20 protein-coding genes and 1 pseudogene are annotated in these 21,034 nt (G+C 58.9%); 6 read left to right on the top strand and 15 right to left on the bottom strand.

Annotation, left to right across the window (positions count from 1 at the left end):
• Positions 1 to 474: 474 nt before the first annotated feature.
• Complete coding sequence (locus GWG65_RS23235; RefSeq protein ID WP_275197893.1) at positions 475 to 828, bottom strand: hypothetical protein; 354 nt, start codon at positions 826 to 828, stop codon at positions 475 to 477.
• A 146-nt stretch (positions 829 to 974) separates the two neighbouring features.
• Between GWG65_RS23235 and GWG65_RS23240 the strand changes: the two genes are divergently transcribed.
• Entirely contained in the window at positions 975 to 1,787 is an 813-nt protein-coding gene (locus GWG65_RS23240) for a hypothetical protein (RefSeq protein WP_275197894.1), read from the top strand.
• Between the two features lie 135 nt (positions 1,788 to 1,922).
• Here GWG65_RS23240 and GWG65_RS23245 read toward each other — a convergent pair whose 3' ends face one another.
• From GWG65_RS23245 to GWG65_RS23310, 14 genes are all read right to left on the bottom strand, one after another.
• Complete coding sequence (locus GWG65_RS23245; RefSeq protein ID WP_275197895.1) at positions 1,923 to 2,459, bottom strand: tetratricopeptide repeat protein; 537 nt, start codon at positions 2,457 to 2,459, stop codon at positions 1,923 to 1,925.
• Positions 2,460 to 2,536: 77 nt separating this feature from the next.
• Positions 2,537 to 2,935, bottom strand: a complete 399-nt coding sequence (locus tag GWG65_RS23250; RefSeq protein WP_275197896.1) for a hypothetical protein — start codon at positions 2,933 to 2,935, stop codon at positions 2,537 to 2,539.
• Positions 2,936 to 2,946: 11 nt separating this feature from the next.
• The gene (locus GWG65_RS23255) at positions 2,947 to 4,626 is read right to left on the bottom strand and encodes a type II and III secretion system protein family protein (protein ID WP_275197897.1); all 1,680 of its coding nucleotides are present in this window, start codon (positions 4,624 to 4,626) and stop codon (positions 2,947 to 2,949) included.
• 401 nt (positions 4,627 to 5,027) lie between these two features.
• On the bottom strand, positions 5,028 to 5,444 hold the full coding sequence (locus GWG65_RS23260) for a TadE family protein (protein ID WP_275197898.1): 417 nt from the start codon (positions 5,442 to 5,444) through the stop codon (positions 5,028 to 5,030).
• A complete protein-coding gene (locus tag GWG65_RS23265) occupies positions 5,444 to 6,817 on the bottom strand; it encodes a pilus assembly protein TadG-related protein (RefSeq protein WP_275197899.1) in 1,374 nt (457 codons plus the stop codon). The genes GWG65_RS23260 and GWG65_RS23265 overlap by 1 nt, the downstream gene beginning before the upstream one ends.
• A gap of 9 nt (positions 6,818 to 6,826) precedes the next feature.
• Positions 6,827 to 7,258: a hypothetical protein gene (locus tag GWG65_RS23270; RefSeq protein ID WP_275197900.1), complete on the bottom strand. Its 432-nt coding sequence runs from the start codon at positions 7,256 to 7,258 to the stop codon at positions 6,827 to 6,829.
• A 48-nt stretch (positions 7,259 to 7,306) separates the two neighbouring features.
• Entirely contained in the window at positions 7,307 to 7,954 is a 648-nt protein-coding gene (locus tag GWG65_RS23275) for an isoprenylcysteine carboxylmethyltransferase family protein (protein ID WP_275197901.1), read from the bottom strand.
• A 2-nt stretch (positions 7,955 to 7,956) separates the two neighbouring features.
• Positions 7,957 to 8,865: a type II secretion system F family protein gene (locus tag GWG65_RS23280; RefSeq protein ID WP_342760661.1), complete on the bottom strand. Its 909-nt coding sequence runs from the start codon at positions 8,863 to 8,865 to the stop codon at positions 7,957 to 7,959.
• Positions 8,862 to 9,794: a type II secretion system F family protein gene (locus GWG65_RS23285; protein ID WP_275197903.1), complete on the bottom strand. Its 933-nt coding sequence runs from the start codon at positions 9,792 to 9,794 to the stop codon at positions 8,862 to 8,864. The genes GWG65_RS23280 and GWG65_RS23285 overlap by 4 nt, the downstream gene beginning before the upstream one ends.
• The gene (locus GWG65_RS23290; RefSeq protein ID WP_275197904.1) at positions 9,791 to 11,167 is read right to left on the bottom strand and encodes a CpaF family protein; all 1,377 of its coding nucleotides are present in this window, start codon (positions 11,165 to 11,167) and stop codon (positions 9,791 to 9,793) included. The genes GWG65_RS23285 and GWG65_RS23290 overlap by 4 nt, the downstream gene beginning before the upstream one ends.
• Positions 11,164 to 12,360 (bottom strand): AAA family ATPase, encoded by a 1,197-nt coding sequence (locus GWG65_RS23295; RefSeq protein ID WP_275197905.1) that lies wholly within the window; start codon positions 12,358 to 12,360, stop codon positions 11,164 to 11,166. The genes GWG65_RS23290 and GWG65_RS23295 overlap by 4 nt, the downstream gene beginning before the upstream one ends.
• Entirely contained in the window at positions 12,360 to 13,328 is a 969-nt protein-coding gene (gene cpaB, locus GWG65_RS23300) for a Flp pilus assembly protein CpaB (protein WP_275197906.1), read from the bottom strand. The genes GWG65_RS23295 and cpaB overlap by 1 nt, the downstream gene beginning before the upstream one ends.
• A gap of 1 nt (position 13,329) precedes the next feature.
• Positions 13,330 to 13,836: a prepilin peptidase gene (locus GWG65_RS23305; protein ID WP_275197907.1), complete on the bottom strand. Its 507-nt coding sequence runs from the start codon at positions 13,834 to 13,836 to the stop codon at positions 13,330 to 13,332.
• Positions 13,837 to 13,943: 107 nt separating this feature from the next.
• Positions 13,944 to 14,159 carry a hypothetical protein gene (locus GWG65_RS23310; RefSeq protein WP_148740336.1) on the bottom strand — a complete coding sequence of 72 codons (216 nt, stop codon included), beginning with the start codon at positions 14,157 to 14,159 and terminating at the stop codon, positions 13,944 to 13,946.
• A gap of 687 nt (positions 14,160 to 14,846) precedes the next feature.
• Between GWG65_RS23310 and GWG65_RS23315 the strand changes: the two genes are divergently transcribed.
• The 5 genes and pseudogenes from GWG65_RS23315 to GWG65_RS23335 all read left to right on the top strand — a co-directional run.
• Positions 14,847 to 15,503: a phosphoribosylanthranilate isomerase gene (locus GWG65_RS23315; protein ID WP_275197908.1), complete on the top strand. Its 657-nt coding sequence runs from the start codon at positions 14,847 to 14,849 to the stop codon at positions 15,501 to 15,503.
• 358 nt (positions 15,504 to 15,861) lie between these two features.
• On the top strand, positions 15,862 to 16,704 hold the full coding sequence (locus GWG65_RS23320) for a DUF1194 domain-containing protein (RefSeq protein ID WP_275197909.1): 843 nt from the start codon (positions 15,862 to 15,864) through the stop codon (positions 16,702 to 16,704).
• Positions 16,705 to 16,973: 269 nt separating this feature from the next.
• Entirely contained in the window at positions 16,974 to 17,528 is a 555-nt protein-coding gene (locus GWG65_RS23325) for a thioredoxin family protein (RefSeq protein ID WP_275197910.1), read from the top strand.
• Between the two features lie 826 nt (positions 17,529 to 18,354).
• Entirely contained in the window at positions 18,355 to 20,454 is a 2,100-nt protein-coding gene (locus GWG65_RS23330; protein WP_275197919.1) for an ABC transporter substrate-binding protein, read from the top strand.
• Between the two features lie 456 nt (positions 20,455 to 20,910).
• Positions 20,911 to 21,034: pseudogene (locus GWG65_RS23335) on the top strand (saccharopine dehydrogenase); the annotation flags it as partial.

A 21,034-nucleotide genomic window follows, 5' to 3' on the forward strand; every position in this document is an offset into this window, starting at 1 on the left:
GCTCCAGCGGCTCCGGTCGATCGCAAGCACCTCGCGCTGTCCTGCTCTGGGCGACCAGGTGGGCGGAACATCTCGACGCCCCTCGATCTCTCGCTGAGGCGAAAGGAATGAGGCTCGGCGGAGTGATTCATAAGGTCGAACGCTGATTACGGACAAGGAGGAGATCTTCATCGAACCGGAATTGCGCATGCGGCGGCTGGTGAGAGCCCACATGAGAGCGCAATGCGCCGACCGATCCTCATTGGCTCAATATAGATTCTCCTTGACCTCTCGGTGCACACATCGTGCACACGCAACCTTCTAACCAATTGAAGAACTTGAACTCTCGATCCAATCCATCATGGGCCAATTTGAGCAACCTCCAGCCAAACGACGCAAACTAGGGCAAGCCGCCGGAGCTCCTCCCAATGCGGCGAGAAAGACGCCGAGCGAGAACGCCAAGATGAGGGTCCGGTTGATATCGATGCCAATTGACTACGCCATCTCGCGGTCGCTGACGACGGCCGTGATCAGGCGCCCAAGCCGGATATGGTTGATCAGGACCCGCAGGCCGACGACGGCGAGGACGGCCATCCCGACAAGCAGAATCTGGTAGCTTGGATTCATGACGCCATCAATGCTCGACGTGCCAAGCGATCGTATCGGTGCATCTTCGTAGAACGATTGCACGCAGATCAGGCGCTCGAAGTCCTCCAGAAGGCGGCGAAGTCGTTCGTCTGTAAGGCAAACGGTCGTGCGCGGCCCCGCGCATAGAGCTTGTGCTACGAAACGATATCTGCGGTCCCGATGTCCTGATCCAATGTTGCCGCCGTTGTCCTCAATTGACATAGGCTTCGCCTTTCGGCACGCTTTGCGCCCACGGAAATGGTGAATGATTTACAGACCCGGCGACGTCGGCACGCAAACGCAGCGTTGCAAACGACCGTTTGGTGCTCTATTCGAAGCCGCGTCGGCGCACCCGCTAAAGTTGATAGATGACTCTTTCGAGAAAAAATATCGGCCAGCCTGATCAGCCGATGGGGCGTGATCCGTTCCACACCGCCGCTCATCGGCCGGTGGAGCGTCACCTCGCGGAGAACCAAAAGCCGGAGCCAGGCGCCGAGCAAAGCAACAAATCACCTATAGTTCATCCGGCCCAAGAGGCCTCTGCTGCGTCATCCGCACATTTCGGTTCTGTACGAGGTGTGTCCGCCAGTGTGACCGCCTGTACAGATTGGATGAAGCGAGGACGCCAAATTTGGCACGGGCATTTGCAGCGCGGTCAACGACCCGACGGGGCCACAGGGTCGATGGGAAACATCGAGCGCTGGTTGCTTGGATTGCTGAGCGTTGTTGTTCTCGTGATCTGCGTTTGCGCGACCATTGTCTTCACGCAGGTCAAGTCGCTCAAAGTGGAGATCGCGACGCTGCAACGCGAGATCATCGCGCTCAAGCTCCGCGTAGCCAGGCTTGATCAGATCGCAACCGCCAACGAGGCACGTGAGAAGCCAAGCAGCGAACCGCCTAAGCCGCCGCCAGAGACCCGGCCTGACCAGGCTTCGCTCATCCTGTCGCGCGAAGAGATTCAGCTGATCCGCGACTATATCAAGCCTGCCCCGGTTGGGAGGTCCGTGACTGAGTCGATTAAGGTCGGCGATCCCGTCTCGGGGGAAACCATCCCCTTCCCTTCTCCGATCACGGAGAAGGTGCGGAAACTGCTTGGCGCGAGATTTACCATTCGCAACGGCGTCATTGTCATTACGCGAAATGGCAGCCACTACGTTGATACTGTGATCGGGTCCAATTGACGAGCGGCGGCCTACGCCGCTTGCAACGACTGTAAACCTTATGGAATGGCGCAAGGCGTTCGATAGCCGATCCGCAAGTTCAAAGGCGAGCGCCAAAGCGTGCCCCGCAAAGCTTATTGCGGCTAGCTATTCGACTTATGGCTGATTATTCGGCGGCCTTTCGATGAACCTGCGACTGCCGTTGAGAAGCTCGAGGTTATTGGCGATCACCGGGTTACCTGGATCGAGCGAATAGGCCTTCTCAAACTTCCGTCGCGCCGCACTGAGATTGCCGCGCAGCATGTACGAATATCCCTGATCATTCAGGATTTGAACGGTTTCGCCTCCCAGCCGGATCGCTTGGGCATAGGCCTGATCAGCCAGATCAAAACGACGCAGACGATCATAGCTCGCTGCGAGTCCAATCCAGGCCGTCAAATCCTTCGGCGATTTCTCGACGGCGTCCTTGAAATAGCGCTGGGAAATCCCGTAACTGCCGCGGTTGAAATGCTCCAGCCCCAGCCGAACGGGTTCGTCTGAAGGGTAATATTTGACGTCGGTCGGTTCCTGCACGGGGTCCCCGCCCGGCGGATCGACAGGGGCCACGATTGCGGCCTCCCTCAGCGTCTGGTCACACGCCGCAAGGCCTATCCCCAACCAGCAACAAGTCAGCATGCAGATGATGCGCCGCATAAGCACTGTCCCCCGGCTCAGCGGCCTCATGGAAATATCGTCGCTAAATTACCCAAAGCTAAGGCCCCTTCGCTCCTCTACCTGGCAGTTGCTCCGCCGACCGGCACCGATATTCCTGACGATGCTCCCGCTCCCAATCCAGTTACGTTGACGTTCTGGGTGACGGGAGGCCGCTGACCCATTTGTTTCGTCGGATCACCATTATCGGGAAGCTGATCGACCGGCTGTTGCGTGTTGCCGTAACGCGAAACGGCCGCACCCACGCGTCGAGCATCGTATGCGATCCGGCGATCGCCGACGTATCGCGGCCATGGGTGGATGGTGTGGGTGACGGCGTTGACCTGCTTGGCGTCGCCGGCACTCATCGTGATGGTGTCGGAACGCTGGAAGTAGCGGTCCACCTCGTCATGACCGGCGAGACCGTAACACCCCCCAAGGAGGAAGGGCGCGAACAGAACCAGATACCTTATGGTCATCTCTCGCTCCGCTAGTTGAGGGTTTTCACGACCGGCTGGTTTGCAGCGGCGGCCGGTGCCGGAACGGGTGCGGTGAGCTCAGGAGCGATGATATGGCCGTACGGACCCTTCACCTCGCCACCGGAATTAACGTAATCATCGTAGCGCTTGCGGACTTCCATCTGGCCATTGAGGAAGAAATCGACGTCATTGGCCGGAAGGCGGGAGTCGAGCGGCGACGCTAGTCGCTGGCCGGGTGCCGCTGGCGCGACGAGGCGCGGCGTGATGATGATGACGAGATCCGTCTCCTCCTGCTGATAGGACTTGCTGCTGAACAAGGTTCCAATCACCGGCACCGAGCCGATCCACGGCAATTGTGAGACGTCTTGCCGGTTGCGCGTCTGGAGCAGGCCAGCAATGGCAAAGCTCTGGCCGTCGCGCAACTCGACCGTGGTCCGCGCGTCGCGGCGGGTCAATGCTGGCACGGTCGTCCCCGCAATCGTCACCGCATTGGAGAAATCAAGCTCGCTGACCGACGGCTCAACCCGAAGGTTGATCATGCCCCGCGAGAGAACGGTTGGGACGAAGGCCAGCTCAACACCGAACTTTTTGTAGTCAATGGTAATGGTGGGAAAACCGTTTGCGGACGTGGTTGGTATCGGGACAGGGAATTCACCGCCGGCCAGGAAGCGAGCGGCATCGCCGGACAGCGTGGTCAGGTTGGGCTCGGCCAGCCGGCGGGCCAACCCTTTCGTTTCCAATGCAGAGATCAGCAGGTCTACGGAGCCGCCGCCGCTGGTCCTGACAATACTGGTCAACAAGCTTCCGAACGGCACCGGAGCAACGCCGCCGGCAGCCCCCGCGAGCGTCCCTAAAGTTCCGAGTATCGGAAGACTGCCAGCAGGATTGACGCCAACAGGAGTGCTGCTGGAACTAAGGGTGCTTGTGCTGCCGGTGGTGGGTGCCCTAGTGAGACTATTGATGCCGCCGATGGGTGCCCGCCCGATGGCCGTAGTTGAACCAAGACCGGTATTGCCTACGTTCGTGCCATTAGCGTTGGCAGCATAAAGGTTGACACCCAGGTTGCGGCCAGCCTCCCGACTCACCTCGAGAAAGCGGACCTCAAGCATCACCTGCTGCGGCGCCGCGACGCTCATGGCGTTGACGACGACTCCTCCTTTCGCAACCGTGCTGGTGGCGATCGCCATGGCCCGCTCGGCAGTCACCGCGTCGGCCGCGGTTCCGCTGAGCACCACCTGCCCCTCGGAAGCCGACACGCGGATTCCTTGCCCGCCGGTGCTAGTCCGGATGTTCTGCTGCAGATTGCCGGTATCGATCACGACCTCGATGTCGAGGATCCCGATCTGCTTCATCGCACTGTCGAACAGGATGACGTTGGTGGTGCCGGTCTGCTTGCCCTGCACGTAGATGAGGTGATCGCTCAGCGACTTCACATCGACGATGTCGGACGAACCCGCCACGATGGTCGCAAAAGCCGTGTCGACCTTGAAGGTGCGCGACTTGTTGACGACGATCTTGACCCGCTGGACGTCGCTCATCTCGCTGACGATGACGCCGCCGGAGGAGCTCCGCCGGTCTGCAGCCGCCGCGCGATCAATGAATCCAGACGAGGCGAGCGCCGCGCCCAGACCCATCGCGCCGAACGCGAAAACCTTCCCTACCTTGTTACCCCAAACGCGACCGCCACCCATCCGAGTTCCCCCACTGCGATCCACGGAGATGCCCGCAAATCTACGTGCTCGACGTCCTCAACATTTCCCTCCGCGCACCACGTTCGCAGAGCTTACAACCTGTCCCACTACAATTCGTTACTTCGTGTTTCCAAGATCATCATCCCTCATGTGGACTGCTTGCAAGAAGAGACGCTTACCGCACTGCGGTAACGGCAGAGAAAGCTTCGCAATGTTGCCAGAGAGCACCACTCTTTACCTGCTTGCTCGGGACTATCAGGGCCGCGGCCGAGTTCCTGCTGTTACTCCGACGCCCGGCAACGTCTCTACGGATTTTCGGAAGATCTGTTCGGACAGCTGGGATTTACTCTCTCCCGCTTACCGAAATCCAGATGCATTCCGGGGGTGGTCGCGCACTACCACTAGAAGGGAATTTGGGTGGACGCGCTCGGCGCATTGAGCGATGTGCCCCATATCGGCATCAGCATGGTGAAGCTTGCCTGGGAAGCTGTAACGGTCAAATTGTTGCCACTGGACCCCACGGTCAGCGTCGGCGTGAGATGGCCAAAATACAGGAACGGCGCCGCGTTCTGCTTAGCCGTCGCGGACAGGGGATCCCCGGTGCAACCTGACGGCGACTGAGGCGGGTTCTGAAGCAATACAGGCGTGTAGCAATTGATCATGACCGCCCGGGCACCGACACTCGCGAGATTCCGCAAGGACTGCATGGTGATCGCATAGCGTCCGAGATCGAAGATGACGAACATCAATGTGAAAAGCGGCACGAAGACGAGGATGAGTTCAAACGGCGCGACACCGCGATTGTCGAGCTTTCTCATCATTGCACCAAAGCGACAACTTGGGTGTAAGCGATCGTGGTCGGAGCACATCCATCCGTGCTCAGGTAGCCGCCCCCGGTCATGGTGAGTCTTTTGGCAATTACCTCCGAGCAGGTCGTATTGTCAGGTTGCGTGTTCCCGCCGAACGACACATCTGCCTTGGGAAAATACATCGCGCCCGCAAGCTTAATCATGCCATTGCCGCCGATGTTGACGTTCGCAGTCGTTTGATCGTCAATCAGAACCCCATTCAGCGCAGGAAAACTCGAGTTACTAGCAAGGGCAGAAAGATTGATATTCCCGCCATTGATCGTGAGGCTGGAATTGCCGAGCAACACGAGATTGACACCCACGCCCGAGACGGTTGCGCCGGTCATGTTCACCGATGCATTCCAGAAAAAATATGTTCCTGGCGCAGCAAAATTCACATAATCTTGGCTACCCCAGTTAAAATTACCGGTATATGCGCCGCTGCTGTCGTTGGGCTGAAGGCTGTAGCACTTGCTGCCGTTCGGGTATGGCGGTGTCTTGGCAGGGCATTGTGCCAGCTTTGTAGACGCGCTGGTGGTACTTCCTGTCCTCGTGTTGAAGGACGCATTGTTCAGACCCTGAAGCGGATCCAGGGCCGGAGGCATGAAGTAATTGTGCGTTACGCCGGGATCGGCACAGGTGCTGGTTGGACTACAGCCAGTTGTACCTAAAACGGCCCATCCTGAGCCGGTGAAAGAAGGAGTGCTGGCAAATTGCACGCTGGCATCCGACATCACCGGGCAACCTGTTCCGTTGTTGCTGACGTTACCAGCAATTTTGAGCGCCCCTCCGCCGGTCGGATCAGGCCCAAGCGCCAAGGCGCACACCTTGCTCGGCAGTTGGACCAGCGCAATGGCTTGGGCGGGGATATTGACGGTCATAAAACCCAGCACCGCCGACAAGTAGGCCGGTTGTTGCTGGCTGACCCTTGCACGAACGGCGTTACCGCTGCCTGTAGGTGGCGTTGTGAACGTGCCCGTATTGTAATCGCCGATATCGATCTGCACGGCCCGCGAGGTTCTGGTCGGAAGGCTGGGCGCACACTGGCCGTCCGGATAGGGCGTGGTGTCCTTCGGGCTCGAGTTGCAAAACCCGTTCTGTGCCGCGAATTCCTTGCCGCGATAATCCACTGACTGGGTGTCGCAGGTCGCACCAGCGATCGTGCATGCAAGCCGCAATGCACCCGAATAGGCCGCCGCATCGGCGGCGTTCTGCGCGTTCTTCTTGGTGACGTACCACGATCCGGCCTCGGCCCCGAGTGCGACCACTCCTATGAGCGGCACGAGGGCAATGACCGTTGCGAGTGCGGCCGCGCCTCGTCTGGAACGGATCAGATTGCGCATGGAAGCACCCTACTGGAAGCGTTCTGAGTAAGGCAGCGTGTACGTACAAGTGGTGGGACACAGCACCGATCTCAAAACAATCGGGGCCAAAGTGATGGTTGTCGAAAATGTAATGTACTTGGGAAAAGCAATATTGCTCGGGGAGCAGGTAGCGCCCGCGTCTCCGCATTTAACCTGGAGGTTGCCGATCATATGACCAGCGACTGTTGTCTGTAGCCCTGGCCTCCAGGTCACCGTGCCGTCGGGGCCGAGCGGATTATAGTACTGCACATATTGGCCGAAGCCGCGCAACGCCGACCACCCGGAGATAAATTGGAAGCCTGCGGCGGCTACGTCGGCGAGCGGCATAAGCAGGAACGCCACCAACCAAAAGTAGACGATCAATGTCTCAAACGCGACGGCGCCGCGTTGATCCACGATGAAAGACTTCTTGCCGCTCATGAGCGACCTCGAACGATACTCACCATTCCGGTCGTCGACCGGATCAATTCACCAAACATGAGGAATCAATCTCCAGCGTGACGCCTCGTAACCGCAATATTCAGGGCAGTTGCGCCGAAGCAGGTCCTCTTCGTAGTAAATTCGGCATACCTGGACGCCGATATGCAGAACGAGCAAAACCGCTGTTAGAGACGTCGGATTTCTCAGCACGACGCCCAACACCGCGATTTCTTCCGCGAGGTAAAGTGGGTGCTTGATCCACCGGTACGGACCCGTTTGCACCACGTTACGCGCCTGTGGCACCAAACTGAATGACCTGCCAAGATGCCGGATGGTGACCAGCATCATGATCATGCCGATCAACACGCAAGCGGTGGACGCCAGGTTTGGTAATGCTTGGTCGGTCTTGCCGAAGAAGGCGATCGTCCATGGCATATAGGTGCCGACGAACGCCGCTATTCTTGGGAGGACACCATCCGCCTGCGCCGTTGCCGGCGATCGCGTCACGATCAACAGCGCCAGGAGCACGTAGAAGGTCGCAAGGCAAACACTCGACAAGAGCGACGGCCAGGATTTATCGGCCGATGATCCAATATTGATGGCGACGCCAAGTGCCAGCAACATGAACCACATGCCGCCGAACAGTTGCATCATCCGATCGTAAGAGGAGGTTTTCGACAGGGCAATCGTGTTCATGGCTACTTACCGAAGCTGGCAAACGAACGCACGAGGTGCAGAATGGGACTTCCTCCCAAAATGACGAACATGGCTGGAAGCAGGAACAACACCATCGGAATGGTCAGCTTGGCGCCTAGCTTGTGTGCTCTTTCTTCAAGCTTGGTAATACGTTCTCGCCGGAGGTCGACAGCGATACTCCGCAGAGCCTGGCCCACCGGCGTTCCGTATTGCAGGCTTTGAGCGACCATGGTGCCGAATCGGCGAAGCCCATCTGACGTAGATCCTAATTTCTCGAATGCGTCGCTGCGGCTTGGCAGTATCCGGAGATCATCAAGAAGACCGCTCAAGACCCGGGCTATAGGGGGATTGGTCTTGTGCATTTCTTGCGCTACACGTGCCAGCCCGCTCTCCAGGCCCATTCCCGCTTCGCTGCACACAACCAGCAAATCGATCATATCCGGCGTGCCTAGTCGAATCGCAGCATCAAACCGCCGCTTCATAACCGCCAGTATCAATCGCGGCCCCAAAATTCCGAACATCACGCCTATGAGGGTGAAGACCAGCACGTCCGTCATTGCCTTCCCGAAAAGCTGAGCGACACACCCGGCGATGATGGGGCATAGGAACATGCTGACGGCTTTGACACCGATCCAGGTCGGCAATGCTCGACGATGATTGAAACCTGATGATTGAAGGATCGTTCGTAGTTGATCCAGATTTTCCTCCGCGTAGAAGCGGCGATACCGCATGCCGAGCCATGAAAACCAACTGGTCACGTCTTGGAAGGGTGCTGACCGGTAAGGGATGCCCATCACGGCGTTTGACACCCGTGTGTCCAATGCACGGACGTGCATTTCGCGGATGATCAACAAGCAGGTCGCAGTCCCAGCTGCTACTGCGAGGGCCACCAGACTGAGACCAAAAGTCATAGTTGTGTTTCCCTTCTGACCATCCAACTGATCACCAAGGCTCCGACAAGCACTGAGGCTACTGCGTAAGCCAGCAGCTTGTTTCCAACCGGATCAGTGAACAATAGATCAACAGTTTGCGGATTGGCCGCGTATAGTACGCCACCTCCAACCAAGGGTGAGATTGTTAGTGCTCGTGAGGAAAAGATCACCTCTCCTGCCAGCGCCTTGGCGCGACCAGCTAGCGCAACACGCTGCCTCACAGTGTCTCCCAGGTTCTGTAAAGTTTCGGCCAAGCTGCCACCTGACTTCAACTGGACTGCAAGTGTCACCGCAAACATCGCATACTCTGCCACTTGCGTTCGCCGATAGACGCCTTCGACAGCTTCCGCTGGCGGTCTCCCCAGATTCACTTCGCTGCATACGATGGCAAACTGCCCAGCTGTTGGTTGCGGCATGTCGCGCGCGAGCGCGCGAAATGCTTCGTGCACGGGCAAACCCGATCGAACCGTACTTGTGATCAGCTGGATCGCATCAGGCAGCTGTCGAAAAAGTTGAAGGGCGACGCGACGTTGCTGCCATCCAAACAGCCCCCGCACCACGATGATGGCTGCGATTGCAGCAGCAATGCACCCGTAGAGAATGGAATATCCTAGCAGGCTATTCGCATAGAGGATTGCTGCCGCTGCGAAGGCACCGGCGAGCAGCACATAGGCCAGATGCCAAGTGTAAGGTATCTCGGGATTGTAATTGGCCAGGCGATGGAGGAACAGAGTCCGGGATCCGGTCTCCGTGCGGCGAATGGACAGCAGGTTGGCTGGATGCGAGGCTGGCAAAGCAACCGCCAGCTGGCGATCGATGCGTCTTTCCCGAGCGTCGAGCCACAACGAAACGGCTGCTGCGCACATCGCGAGCGCCAGAACAGTGACGATCACGGACTCCGGCATCATACTTGCCTCATGGCCTCGGCCCAAGCTCCATCTAGCCCGAAATAGACAAGACGGCTTTTGAATTTCGGAGTCGCGAGGTTGCACCTGTAAGTGCCCGATATCCGCCCATGCACATCCTCCTCCTGGTACTCGAAGGCCGCGATGTCATTGGTGGTGATCACCTCCCCTTCCAGGCCGATTACCTCGCTGATCTGAACGATACGGCGCTGTCCGTCCCGCATGCGCTCGACCTGCACAATGAGATCCAGCGCAGCGACGATCTGGGATCGGATCGCCCGCGATGGCAGATTGACCTGCCCCATCTGCACCATGTTTTCGATGCGGGTCAGGGCATCACGGGTGCTGTTGGCATGCACCGTGGAGATCGAACCATCATGGCCGGTGTTCATCGCTTGCAGCATGTCAAATGCTTCAGCGCCGCGCACCTCGCCTACGACGATCCGGTCGGGACGCATGCGCAGGGCATTCCACAACAGATCGCGTTGTGTCACCTGCCCCGTGCCTTCGAGACTGGGAGGCCGGGTCTCCAGGCTGACCACGTGCGGCTGCTGAAGCTGCAATTCTGCCGCATCCTCGATCGTGACAATGCGTTCGCTGTGATCGATGAACTGACTCATCGCATTCAAGAGCGTCGTCTTGCCGGATCCGGTACCGCCGGAGACCAGAACGTTGAGCCGAGACCGGGCGGCGACCTCCAGCAATTGTCCGATGGCCGCGGTCATTGAGCCGTTTTCGATCAATCCGGCCATATCCAAACGAAGGCTTGGAAATTTTCGGATGGAGATGCACGGACTATGAATCGCCAGCGGCGGGAGGATGATGTTGACGCGGCTGCCATCCAGCAGGCGACAATCCACCATCGGGCTGGACTCGTCGACGCGCCGACCAACCTGCGCGGCAATCTTCTGAGCGACGGAGGCGATGTGATCATTGTCGCGGAATCGCACCGCAATTCGTTCCAGCCTGCCGTTTCGCTCCACGTAGACATTACTCGGACCGTTCACCATGATATCGTTGATCGATTGATCCAGCAGAAGCGGACGCAGCGGCCCGTAGCCGGTCATGTCGTCCGCAATCTCGTCCGCAAGCTGAAGCTGCTCGCGACCTGACAGTTCAAGTCGTTCCTCGTTGGCGATCCCATGGATGATTTCCTCGATCTGCCGCCTAAGGACATCGCGCGAAACAGTCGCTGCAACCGACGGCTCAATCTGCTCGATGACCCGCTCGCGCAGCGAGGCTGGCAGCAGGGGCCGCTGAGGCGAAGGTTCGTGCCTGGGCGCAGATGCAGGCAAGCTCGGCGTCGACGCAGGCAATGGCGTCAATGCCGGCAAATGAGCTGGCGTATCGTCGTCGCGCCTACCGAAGGTCTTCATAATCCGAGCAGCCTCCTGAGCCGTCCCTTCCGCTCGACGCCGAGCCCCGTGATCTCCCGTACGATCGGCGCGAGGTGACGTCGCAGTCCTGATACGTGCTTGAGTGCTGGAATTCCGAGGTTGACCGCCTGCGTCATCCCCTTGCCGAGATCGGGTACCACCATGTCTGGTTCTGCGCCCAAAGCCTTGACGATCGCAGCCCTGGGAAGGCCACCGGCACGATCGGCACGGTTGAGCAAAGTAAAGACCCGATCCTTGCCGGCGATGTTAGTGACAGCAGTGCGCAGTGCATGGGCATTGCGAAGTCCGGTCACCTCGGCTTCCAGCAGCACCAGCACGTGACGAGAATGAGTGATCACCGGATGGATGGATGGTGGAAACGGGACCGGTACATCGACAACGATGTAGTTGAACCGTTGGCGGAGTAGGCCCAGCACGTGCCTCACGCCCGCTTCGGTGATGTCGAGCTGGGCATCCAGTTCTTCATCGGCAGAAATCAGGCAAACTCGCTCGTTGACCTCAATTGCCGCGCGCTCAAGGAATAATGTGTCCGCACGCATCGGGTTTTCCAGCGCAATGCGCAGGCCTGGCCCGGGCTGAACACCCAACATGACAGCTGTTTCGCCGCCTTGCAGGTGAAGGTCGAGCAGCGCAACCTTGGCCTTGGTGGTCTCGGCCAGCTGCAGCGCGAGATTGATGGCGATACTCGTTGCGCCGGCGCCACCCTGCGCACCACAGATCGAGATCACATGTCCGCCACGATCAACCGAACTGTGCGTCACGTTGCCAATCAGTTTCGGGCGCAGCTGGTCCAGCACCATGTCCCGCGTGAGCGGTCTCGGCAGGTACTCGGTCAAGCCGAGCTCCAAGAGCGCGCGGTAGAAGGTGATCTCCCTGCTCTCACCGATCAGAGCGACCCTGACATCGGGCGGGCAGACGCCGGCCAGCCTTTCCAGTTCGGTGAAGGGATCATCGATTCCGCTGATGTCCGCCACCAACGCGAATAATTCGGTGTCGGTTTCGAGCATCCGTATGGCATGACGGATCGTGCCGCGCTTGATCGATAGGTTGCTACCTTCGAGGCCCTTGCGCAGAGCCGCAGCACTGAGCTCATCATTTACGAAACAGACGATGCGGTTACGCGTGACGATCGATGTCGCTTCTTCAGGCGGAGTGGCTATGGCAATGTTCATCAACGTTTCTCCGACAACTTGTTAGCGTAACCCAAGGCCGTTGCAGTCTGGCGGACAACTTCCGACGACCCATCGCAGCTGACGAGAGCGTCTTCGTTTTGTCTCCTGACTGTGTATTGCTTCACCTGACCGCCCGAATGAACGACCACTGCCGTTCTCTGAGCGGCAATTGCATTCTGGCGAGCAAGCTCCGGCGACACATCACAGCTGGACATCGCGCCAGTATCCGTCTTGTCCCACTGATCGACTGCTGCCCGTACGGCGAGGGAGAGCGTTCCGATCTGCTTTGCGACGGTGACCTTTTTGACCTGCTCCTGCGTAAGCTCCAGTGACACCGTTTGCGCTTGCTTGCCTGCCATCCCGCTAATGGGTCGCCCGCCGCCCTGCACGATCTCCTGGTCAATCGCGATGACTCGAACATTGCGCAGAACGGTTTCGCTAAGAGCGCGACGCGCGGAATCGGCCTTCTCGAAGACCTGGGTCAACACGACGTCCACATGATCACCCGGCCTGATGAGGCCCGAGACGCCCGACTCCTCGTCAACCTTGATGCTGATGGCACGGCTATCCGGCGCCAGGACGCTCGCGAGAAAGCCCCGATCTCGGGGACGAAGGATGTCTTGCAATGTGACGGCGCTGCCAGCGTCGACGAACTTGCGGATGAGAGAACCGGGAAGTCCGGCCTTGGACTCGGGCGTTTCAAGGATAGCCCCCTGAGGAACGCGCTCCGGCGGCACCGACCGCACGGTGAAATCTTCTTCGCGGGCCAATGTCCCCCTCGGCAAGGGACGTGCCGCAACAAAGTATCCGGCAGTCGGCGGCGCCGCCGGCGCTGGAGTCGTCTCTGTGACTTGTACTGGGGCCGGAGGCTGCGCCTTCGGCAGGTTCATGTTATAGGCAATCAGCCCGAACGCAGTGGTTGCGAGCAACAGCACCAGGATGATTGAGAGGCGCAAAGCGGACGACATATCAAAATCCTTTGCTTAAAACGGCCCAAATGCCGCCGCAGGCGATGGCAACTCCGTAAGGCAGCGGGGCGTGTCGCAAATGGCGCCAACGCTCGATCGCGTAGACCCGGCGTGCGAGCGACGAGCCGGCGGGCGCCAACCTCGGATATGGCAGGTGACGCATCATCAGATGCACCAGGGCAAGAACGCCGCCGGCCAGGGCGGTGATGGTCAGCAGTTGCATTACGCCGGTCGGCGGGAGACCAACCGCCAGGGCAACCAGCAGCTTGACATCGCCGCCGCCCATCCATCCCCGCGTGTAAATGACCAACAGCAGCAGAAACAGGATCGCAGCTGATATCAGTGATTGGGCAAGTTCCATCGGGCTGGTCAATTGAGCAGCGATCCCGAGGAGCGCCAGCGCCAGACAGAATTCGTTTCGGATCAACCGCGTCGCCACATCGACCGTTGCGACGTATAGCAACAGCAGGATTTCCAGAATCGAGGCTGCGGGAGCAATCCAATTCATAAAATGCACGCCTCAAAGGTGGAACGCGCAAGAAGCAGGAAAAAGTGGGGCACACTAACAAGAGGGGGGCGCCTTGGATTGCCCCCCTCTGGGGTTAGATGGCCGTATCAAGCAGCGATCGCAGTAGCGAAAGCGGTGGTGATAGCGGTGATCCCGGTCGTCAGCGCAGCGCCGATCTGACCACCAGCTCCACCGCCGAACACAGCACCCACCGCGCCAACGATACAAACCGCGACGATGATGTACTCGAACGACACCACACCGTCCTGGTCTGCGCGCAGGCGCTTCAAGGCATCGGTGGTCTTGATGTAATAGCGCAACATAGGGAAAGCCTTTCTTTCAAGATGGATTTGTAGACACCTCGGCAACCTTCAGCGGCTGCGGTTTTAATTCCGGCCGCCACCGATAAACTCTTTATTAAATGTCCATCCCAGTCAACATTTAAAATATAATTGTCCTTAAATTAACCAATTTGAATATTTATCGCCAAGCGAGCCATCGTTGGATCGCGCCCGGACGGAGGGAAACTCCCGTAATACAAATACGATAGCCAACCCCCTCGCTTCCTCAGAGTGTTAGTAGAGAGCCGGAAGCGTTCTCCGGAATAATACGGGGCACGTCCGAAAGATAATAATCTGAATATTGGAGAAAGACCGCTTGCTGTGCGACGGCATTTAATTTGCGTGCTACGCCGATGTGTCGGAGGTCCCACAGCCGCGCACGACGCGACGAATTCAACGCTCAAACTTCTATGACCACACGCGACGGAATCCGGCAGCCGCACTGTCCCAAACTATTCCGCTTCTGATCTCACTCAATTCAAGAACGAAATCTTTTTAGCTGAGTGGAACCCTCTGTGGTCCTTATCTGGCTTGTGTGCGACCAACGTCTGCTTAGCCAAAAGCTGCTATCCTCGTCAGGTCGCTGATGTTGCCTCCAAAACGGCCATTGACCCAAGACCAGGCCATCCTGTCTATTCAACTGAGTGGCAGGCAGCGCGGTGTAAGACGATGCTGACCCAAATTTACGAAGTTGCAACACCAGCGGAAGCTGAGGCGATATCGGCAATCGGCGTGGATCATATCGGCGTGCTCGTCGGCGATGGTGCCTTCCCTCGGGAGCTTCCGGTTCACAAAGCGTCAGCCGTTATGAAGATGATCCGGGCGCCGTCCGTACTTTCCGCGCTGTTCCTCTCCGCGGATGTCGCTCTCGTCGAGCGGATGGCACGGGAGCTTGATCCGCCCATCGTCCATCTTGGCGCATCAAGCGAATTGCTCACGCCTGATCTTGTCGTGGCACTGCGAAAGTCTCTGCCAAGGTGCAAATTCATGCGCAGCGTACCTGTCATGGGACCTGAGGCGGTAACCGTGGCGCAAGCATATGATGGAGTTGTCGACTGGATCCTGCTTGACAGTCATCGCACAGGCGATCTGCAAATCGGCGCACAGGGCGTGACGCATGACTGGAGCATCAGTCTAAAGATAGTGGAGAGTGTTCGCACCCCAGTAATCCTTGCTGGCGGCCTTGGACCAGACAATGTCAAAGAAGCCATTCGGTCGGTGCGACCTGCCGGTGTTGATTCGAAAACAAGAACCGATCAAGAGGGCACTCACTCAAAAGACCTGCGGAAGGTAGAAGCCTTCTATCGCGCTGCGACGAGTGGTTAGATCGCACTTCTCTTCTGGCCCTTCTCCGACTCCCGTCTCAGGCCGGATGGCCGCCTTGGCCAAGAGCAGCCCTCTCGAAAGAGTTCACCTCTATTCGATCGGCGGAATGGTGCGAAACCAAGCAACGAGGGCGTTGAGATTCTGCTCAGTCATCTTGCTAACTGGAATCTGGCATCCGTGTCCGGACAGGCAAAGCCTTTGGGGTTGGCGCGACCCGGCAGCACGAGGCAGCTCCGGACTTCTACTCATCGTCCAGAGCAAGCCTCGATTGCTGGGAACGTGAACGACAATTGCATGTTGCCTCTTTTCGGGGCGCGTTTTGGATGTCACCATGCTCGTGAAAGACGGGAGGGCCGCCATGCGCTGGTGTGTCTCGGTCGGGGCGGCGCTTGTCGCGGGGACGATAGTTGGAGGTGACGTTACTGGCATTGCCGTGCCGAGCTCGAAATCTCGATTCGCCAACACCAACCACAGTGTACAGCCGGTCAATGTCGAACTCGTTATCGCCGTCGACGTCTCCTATTCGATGGATATGGACGAACTTGCCATTCAGCGCGAGGGCTATGCACAGGCCATCGTGTCGAAAGACTTCCTGCAGGCGCTGAGTGCCATTCCGGGCAGCAAGGTGGCCGTGATCTATTTCGAGTGGTCGATGTCGGGCGACGACAAGATCATCATTCCCTGGCGCGTGATCGACGGCCCGGAATCGGCGGATACCGTGGCCGCCGAGATCATGAAAACGCCGGTTCGCCGAGGTTCGAGTACCTCGATTTCCGGCGCGATCAATTTCGCACTGCAGCTGTTCGAAGAGAGTCCGTATCGCGGGCTGCGGCGCGTCATCGACATTTCCGGCGATGGGCCGAACAACGACGGAGCCCCTGTAATCGGCGCGCGCGACGCTGCCCTGGAGAAAGGCATCATCATCAACGGCCTCCCGATCATGGTGAAGGAGCCATCCCTCTCGACGACCGATATCGAGAATCTCGATCTCTATTACGAGGACTGCGTGATCGGAGGGCCGGGCGCCTTCATCATGACGATCAAAGATCGCGAAAAATTCCAGGAAGCGATCCGGACCAAGCTTGTTCGCGAAGTTGCCGGCCTCACGCCAGAGAGCGGGATCGTCCGAGCTGCCGAGAAAGAGCCCCGAGTGCCCTGTCTGATCGGCGAAAAAAAATCGCAGGAGCGCGGCCGGCGATGAGGGTCGAGACAATCATTCAGAGCCGCCGGACGAACAAACTTTAGACAGCAGTTTATCATGGTCGCAGCCACGCGCCGGATCCTTGGAGGTGCTAACGTCCGTTCGTGGCCCACACCGACGAAATCCCGCGCTCGTCCAAATGGCGGCTGTTAAGGGTCGACCGGAAATGACTGACGTAAGGCCAAAACGACGCGACTGGCGAGCAGGCTTTGGAAACTGTGCCCCAGCAGGCCGTCGTCAGCATATATTTGGGCACAAGGAGGTGCGATATGGCGACAGCAGCTACCGAAGTCGCGCTCGATACGCCGGCGGCGGTGTTCCAGCTTCCGGCCACCGACGGAAAGACTTACGCACTGGACGACGTTGCGGGTGAAAAAGGCACGGTCGTCGTCTTCATCTGCAACCATTGTCCCTATGTTAAGGCGGTGATCGACCGCATGGTTTCGGACGCCCGCGTGCTGATGTCGGAGAGCATAGGCTTTGCGACGATTTGCTCGAACGATGCGGCGAGCTATCCCGAAGACTCATTTGAGAATATGAAGTGTTTCGCGAAGGCTCATGATTTCCCGTTTCCATATCTCCACGACGAGACCCAGACAGTCGCTCGGGCGTATGGGGCGGTCTGTACGCCGGACTTCTTCGGTTACAATGCCGACCGCAAGCTCAAGTATCGCGGCCGGCTCGACGAAGGGCATACAACTCCGCCTCGAGCGGGGGCGCCCCGAGAGCTTGTCGAGCCCATGCGCGCGATTGCGGCCACCGGTCTGGCGCCGGCTGACCAAAAGGCGTCTATTGGCTGCTCGATCAAATGGAAGGAGGAATAAAGCCGATTCCAGTCAACGGGTTTCGTATCTGAGACCGCCGCATGCGGCAGCATTTGCTGCACATGTGCGATTTGACTATCGGCATTACGAGGGCCGTGCGGCTGCTGTCGGGTCGCATTCGCCCCTCCTCCTTCAGATCTGCTTCCGGGGCAAAACGGACATCAACCGGTGAGACAACCGGCTAAGTCGGTCGAAAATGACGCGAACGCGACATTGGCGAGGCAGCATCTATCGGATGCAGAACACTTCAAATAACAGCCGTGGCGTCGCTTGCGACACTTTCGTCCCGCGACACATCGAACGACAGTGACGCACCCAAACCAGCCGTGGGGCGCGGCTCCTGGGGCAAGCCGTCCTGGTCAGTTCAAATCGAATGATCGGGACCGCGCTCTCAAAACGCCTCATCGGCTGCGCTTCACACGAGAACGAAAGCAGTTCCGAGCCATCCGGCGAATGCGGGCGGTGTCAGGCGGGGTATGTGAATGACCGAGGCTACTGCCGACGGCCCGGACTTTCGGCACCACGCACTTTTCCTTCATCCGCTTTGAGTGGTCGTAGATCTTGCCGGTGGCGATGGGGCGGGCTTGAAAAACGCTCTCAGCGGCGGCAATCTCGGCCCGACTGAGGCCTCGATCTGGAGAATCTCGGCTTATGCCGATCGATGCGAGGATCGACGATGAAGCAGCGGCTTATAATGTGGCCTGCCGTTGTTGCGGGCGTCGTCCTGGTGCTCGCTGTCGCCTGGGCCGCCATCCTCTGGACCCGCCCGGAGCCTATTCGCATTGCATTCGCCAATTCGCTCTCTGGCCCGTCCGCCTCGGCCGGGATGGAAAGCCTGGTCGCGATGCAGCTTGCAATCGACGAGGTGAACGCCAAGGGTGGCGTCAACGGACGGCCGATTGAACTCGTTCTGTTCGACGACGCAAGCAATCCAGCCGTGGCGCGCGCGAATGCGCAGGCGATCGCCGACAGCCCATGCGTCGCTGTGCTCGGACATTATCTCAGCTCCGCGTCGCTCGCGGCAGCGCCGGTATATAAGGATGCGCGGATTCCGGCACTCACGGGAAGCGCGGCTGCCGACGATCTGACATCCACCAATGATTACTATTTTCGTGCGCTGGCGCCGGTCTCCGCACAGGCGCGCTCGATCGCGGAACATCTGCGCGCCGTGATGAAGGAGCCAAAAGTCCGTCTCGTTCACACGCGCGATTCCTACGGCAAGAGTTTTGAGCGTGGATTTGCGGCGGCCTATCCGGCGGACCAGTTGCGTGTGTTCGGACTGGACGTCGCAGCCGGTCAGATCGGATCGATGGATGGGACGCTAGACGCTGCCGCGCAGGAGCCCGGACCCGGCGTTATCGTCGTCGGCGCGGCACCCGATTTTAGCCCAGACATCGTCAAGGCGCTGCGCCGCCACGGCATCAAGGGAACGATCATTGCATCCCAAGGCGCGGCCCGCGAAAGCTATTTGCAGAATTTCGCCAACGAGCCCGAGGAAAAAGCGCATCCGGGTTTCTTCAGTGAGAATCTGTATGCCGCTTCATCGCTGATGTTCGACAGCGCCGGCGCGGCGGCGCAGGCCTTTGCCGCCAACTACAAAGCGAAAGCGGGAACCTCGCCAAGCTGGGTTGCCGGCGGCGCGTATGACGCCGCGCGCCTGATGATCGATGCGCTGAAACGAGCTGCCGTACATCGCCGGTTTATGGGCCAGGGGATTCAGAAACGATCGGACAGCAAGGTTGCGGATCGCAACCGGGTGCGCGTTGCACTGGCCGCGACCGACAGTCCGAAATCGGCGGTCGTCGGGCTGACGGGGCGGCTCTATTTCAACGCGAACCGCGACATTCCGCGCCCGATCCGAATGGGTTTCTTCCATTACGGTCGGTTCGTCACGGCGCCGCAGCAACTCGTGCGCATCGATCAGCCTGATGGAATCGATCTCGCCGCGGAACAGGAGAAGGGCCATGTCATCGCGTTCGAGGATCGGCGCTACTGGATTCAGCGTGTCGTTTATACCGGCATCGATATCATTCGCGTCAGCCGGGTCGACGTGAAGCAAAATTCGTTCAACGTCGAATTCTATCTCTGGATGCGGTTCGCTGGCGACGATGAGGCGCAGACGCACGTCGAATTCCCGGCCTTGCTGGATCGCGGGGCGTTCGATCCAGCTCGGCCGATTCAGGCTGGACAGGAAGACGGCCTGAGCTACCGGCTCTATCGCATCAACGGCGATTTCAAGGCCCGTTTCGATCTCCATGATTATCCATTCGACACGCAGCAATTGCATCTACGTTTCCAGAACACGGAACAGCGGCGGGAACTCATCACCTATGTTATCGATCGGTTCGGCTTGCGCCTCGCCGACGACGGAAGCTCGCGGGCCGAGGACGGAGCCTATTCCGGACTTCCGCTCTGGCGATTTCTCGGGCTGAACTATTTCGTCGAATCCCTGTCCAGCGGATCGACGCTCGGAAAGGCGTCTTTGTTTGGTGCCGAGGCAAGGACGGAATTCGCAGGCTTCGATGCGGCCATCACGCTGCGCCGCAGCTCCGCCATCTACATGCTGAAGAACCTGCTGCCGCTGTTTCTGCTCGTGCTCGTCGTATTCGCGACGCTGTTCTTTCCCGAAACCATGTTTCGTGAACGCGTGACGATCCCAGTGACCTCGATCCTGGCGAGCGCGGTGCTGCTCGTAGCGGTGAACAGTCAGATCGGCGATGTCGGATACACGGTGGTGGTCGAAGAGATGTTCTACATCTTCTTCGTACTATGCCTGATGGCGATATTGGCGGGCTACCGACATGAAAAACTTCGGGACACCGGCCGAAAGCGCGTCGCTGTTGTTTTGGATCACGTAGCGCAGGTCATTTATGCCGGGATGGTGCTCGCTATCATCGTCGTGCTCTACCGGCGTTATGCCGTGTGAGGCAAGCGTGGATACCTCGCCGGCCCGCCACACCTTCTTGAATTCGCAGCATTGGTCCGGATCTGGCCCTTTGAGACATGCCAACCGGCCCGGAAACTGTCCGCTTATCGAGGTAAACCAGAAGTGGCGTGCCCGCGGTCAAATTGGCGTTCTTGACTCCAACCGGATGTTGCGCGCCCCAAAGACAGGAACTGTGGTATCCTCCGTCAAACGCGATGGGACGGTTCAATGAAGCGGCTGCCCCCTCGAATGGCATTTGCTGCGCGTCCTCGTGTCCTCGCCAGGCTCCGGGACAGCGCAAAGTGGCCTGGCATCCCCACCTCTTAGGCGCTACTCGGCCCGCGCCGAGGAGGTTGATCGAATGAGTGCGCCAGGCAAGCTGGTGCGATCCAGCCGGCGGGAGACCGGTCCGAGTAAGGGGTAGCGCTCTCCCGGGTCTCGAGGAGGACCAGCGTCGTGAAGCGGGACTTCGACCTCATCGTCTATGGCGCGACGGGTTACACCGGCCGTCTCATCGCCGAATATCTGGCGACGTCCTATCGCGGCGACGATGCTCCGTCCTGGGCGATCGCCGGGCGCG

It is taken from the genome of Bradyrhizobium sp. CSA207 (assembly GCF_029051685.1).
In the GTDB taxonomy this organism is placed as follows: Bacteria; Pseudomonadota; Alphaproteobacteria; order Rhizobiales; family Xanthobacteraceae; genus Bradyrhizobium.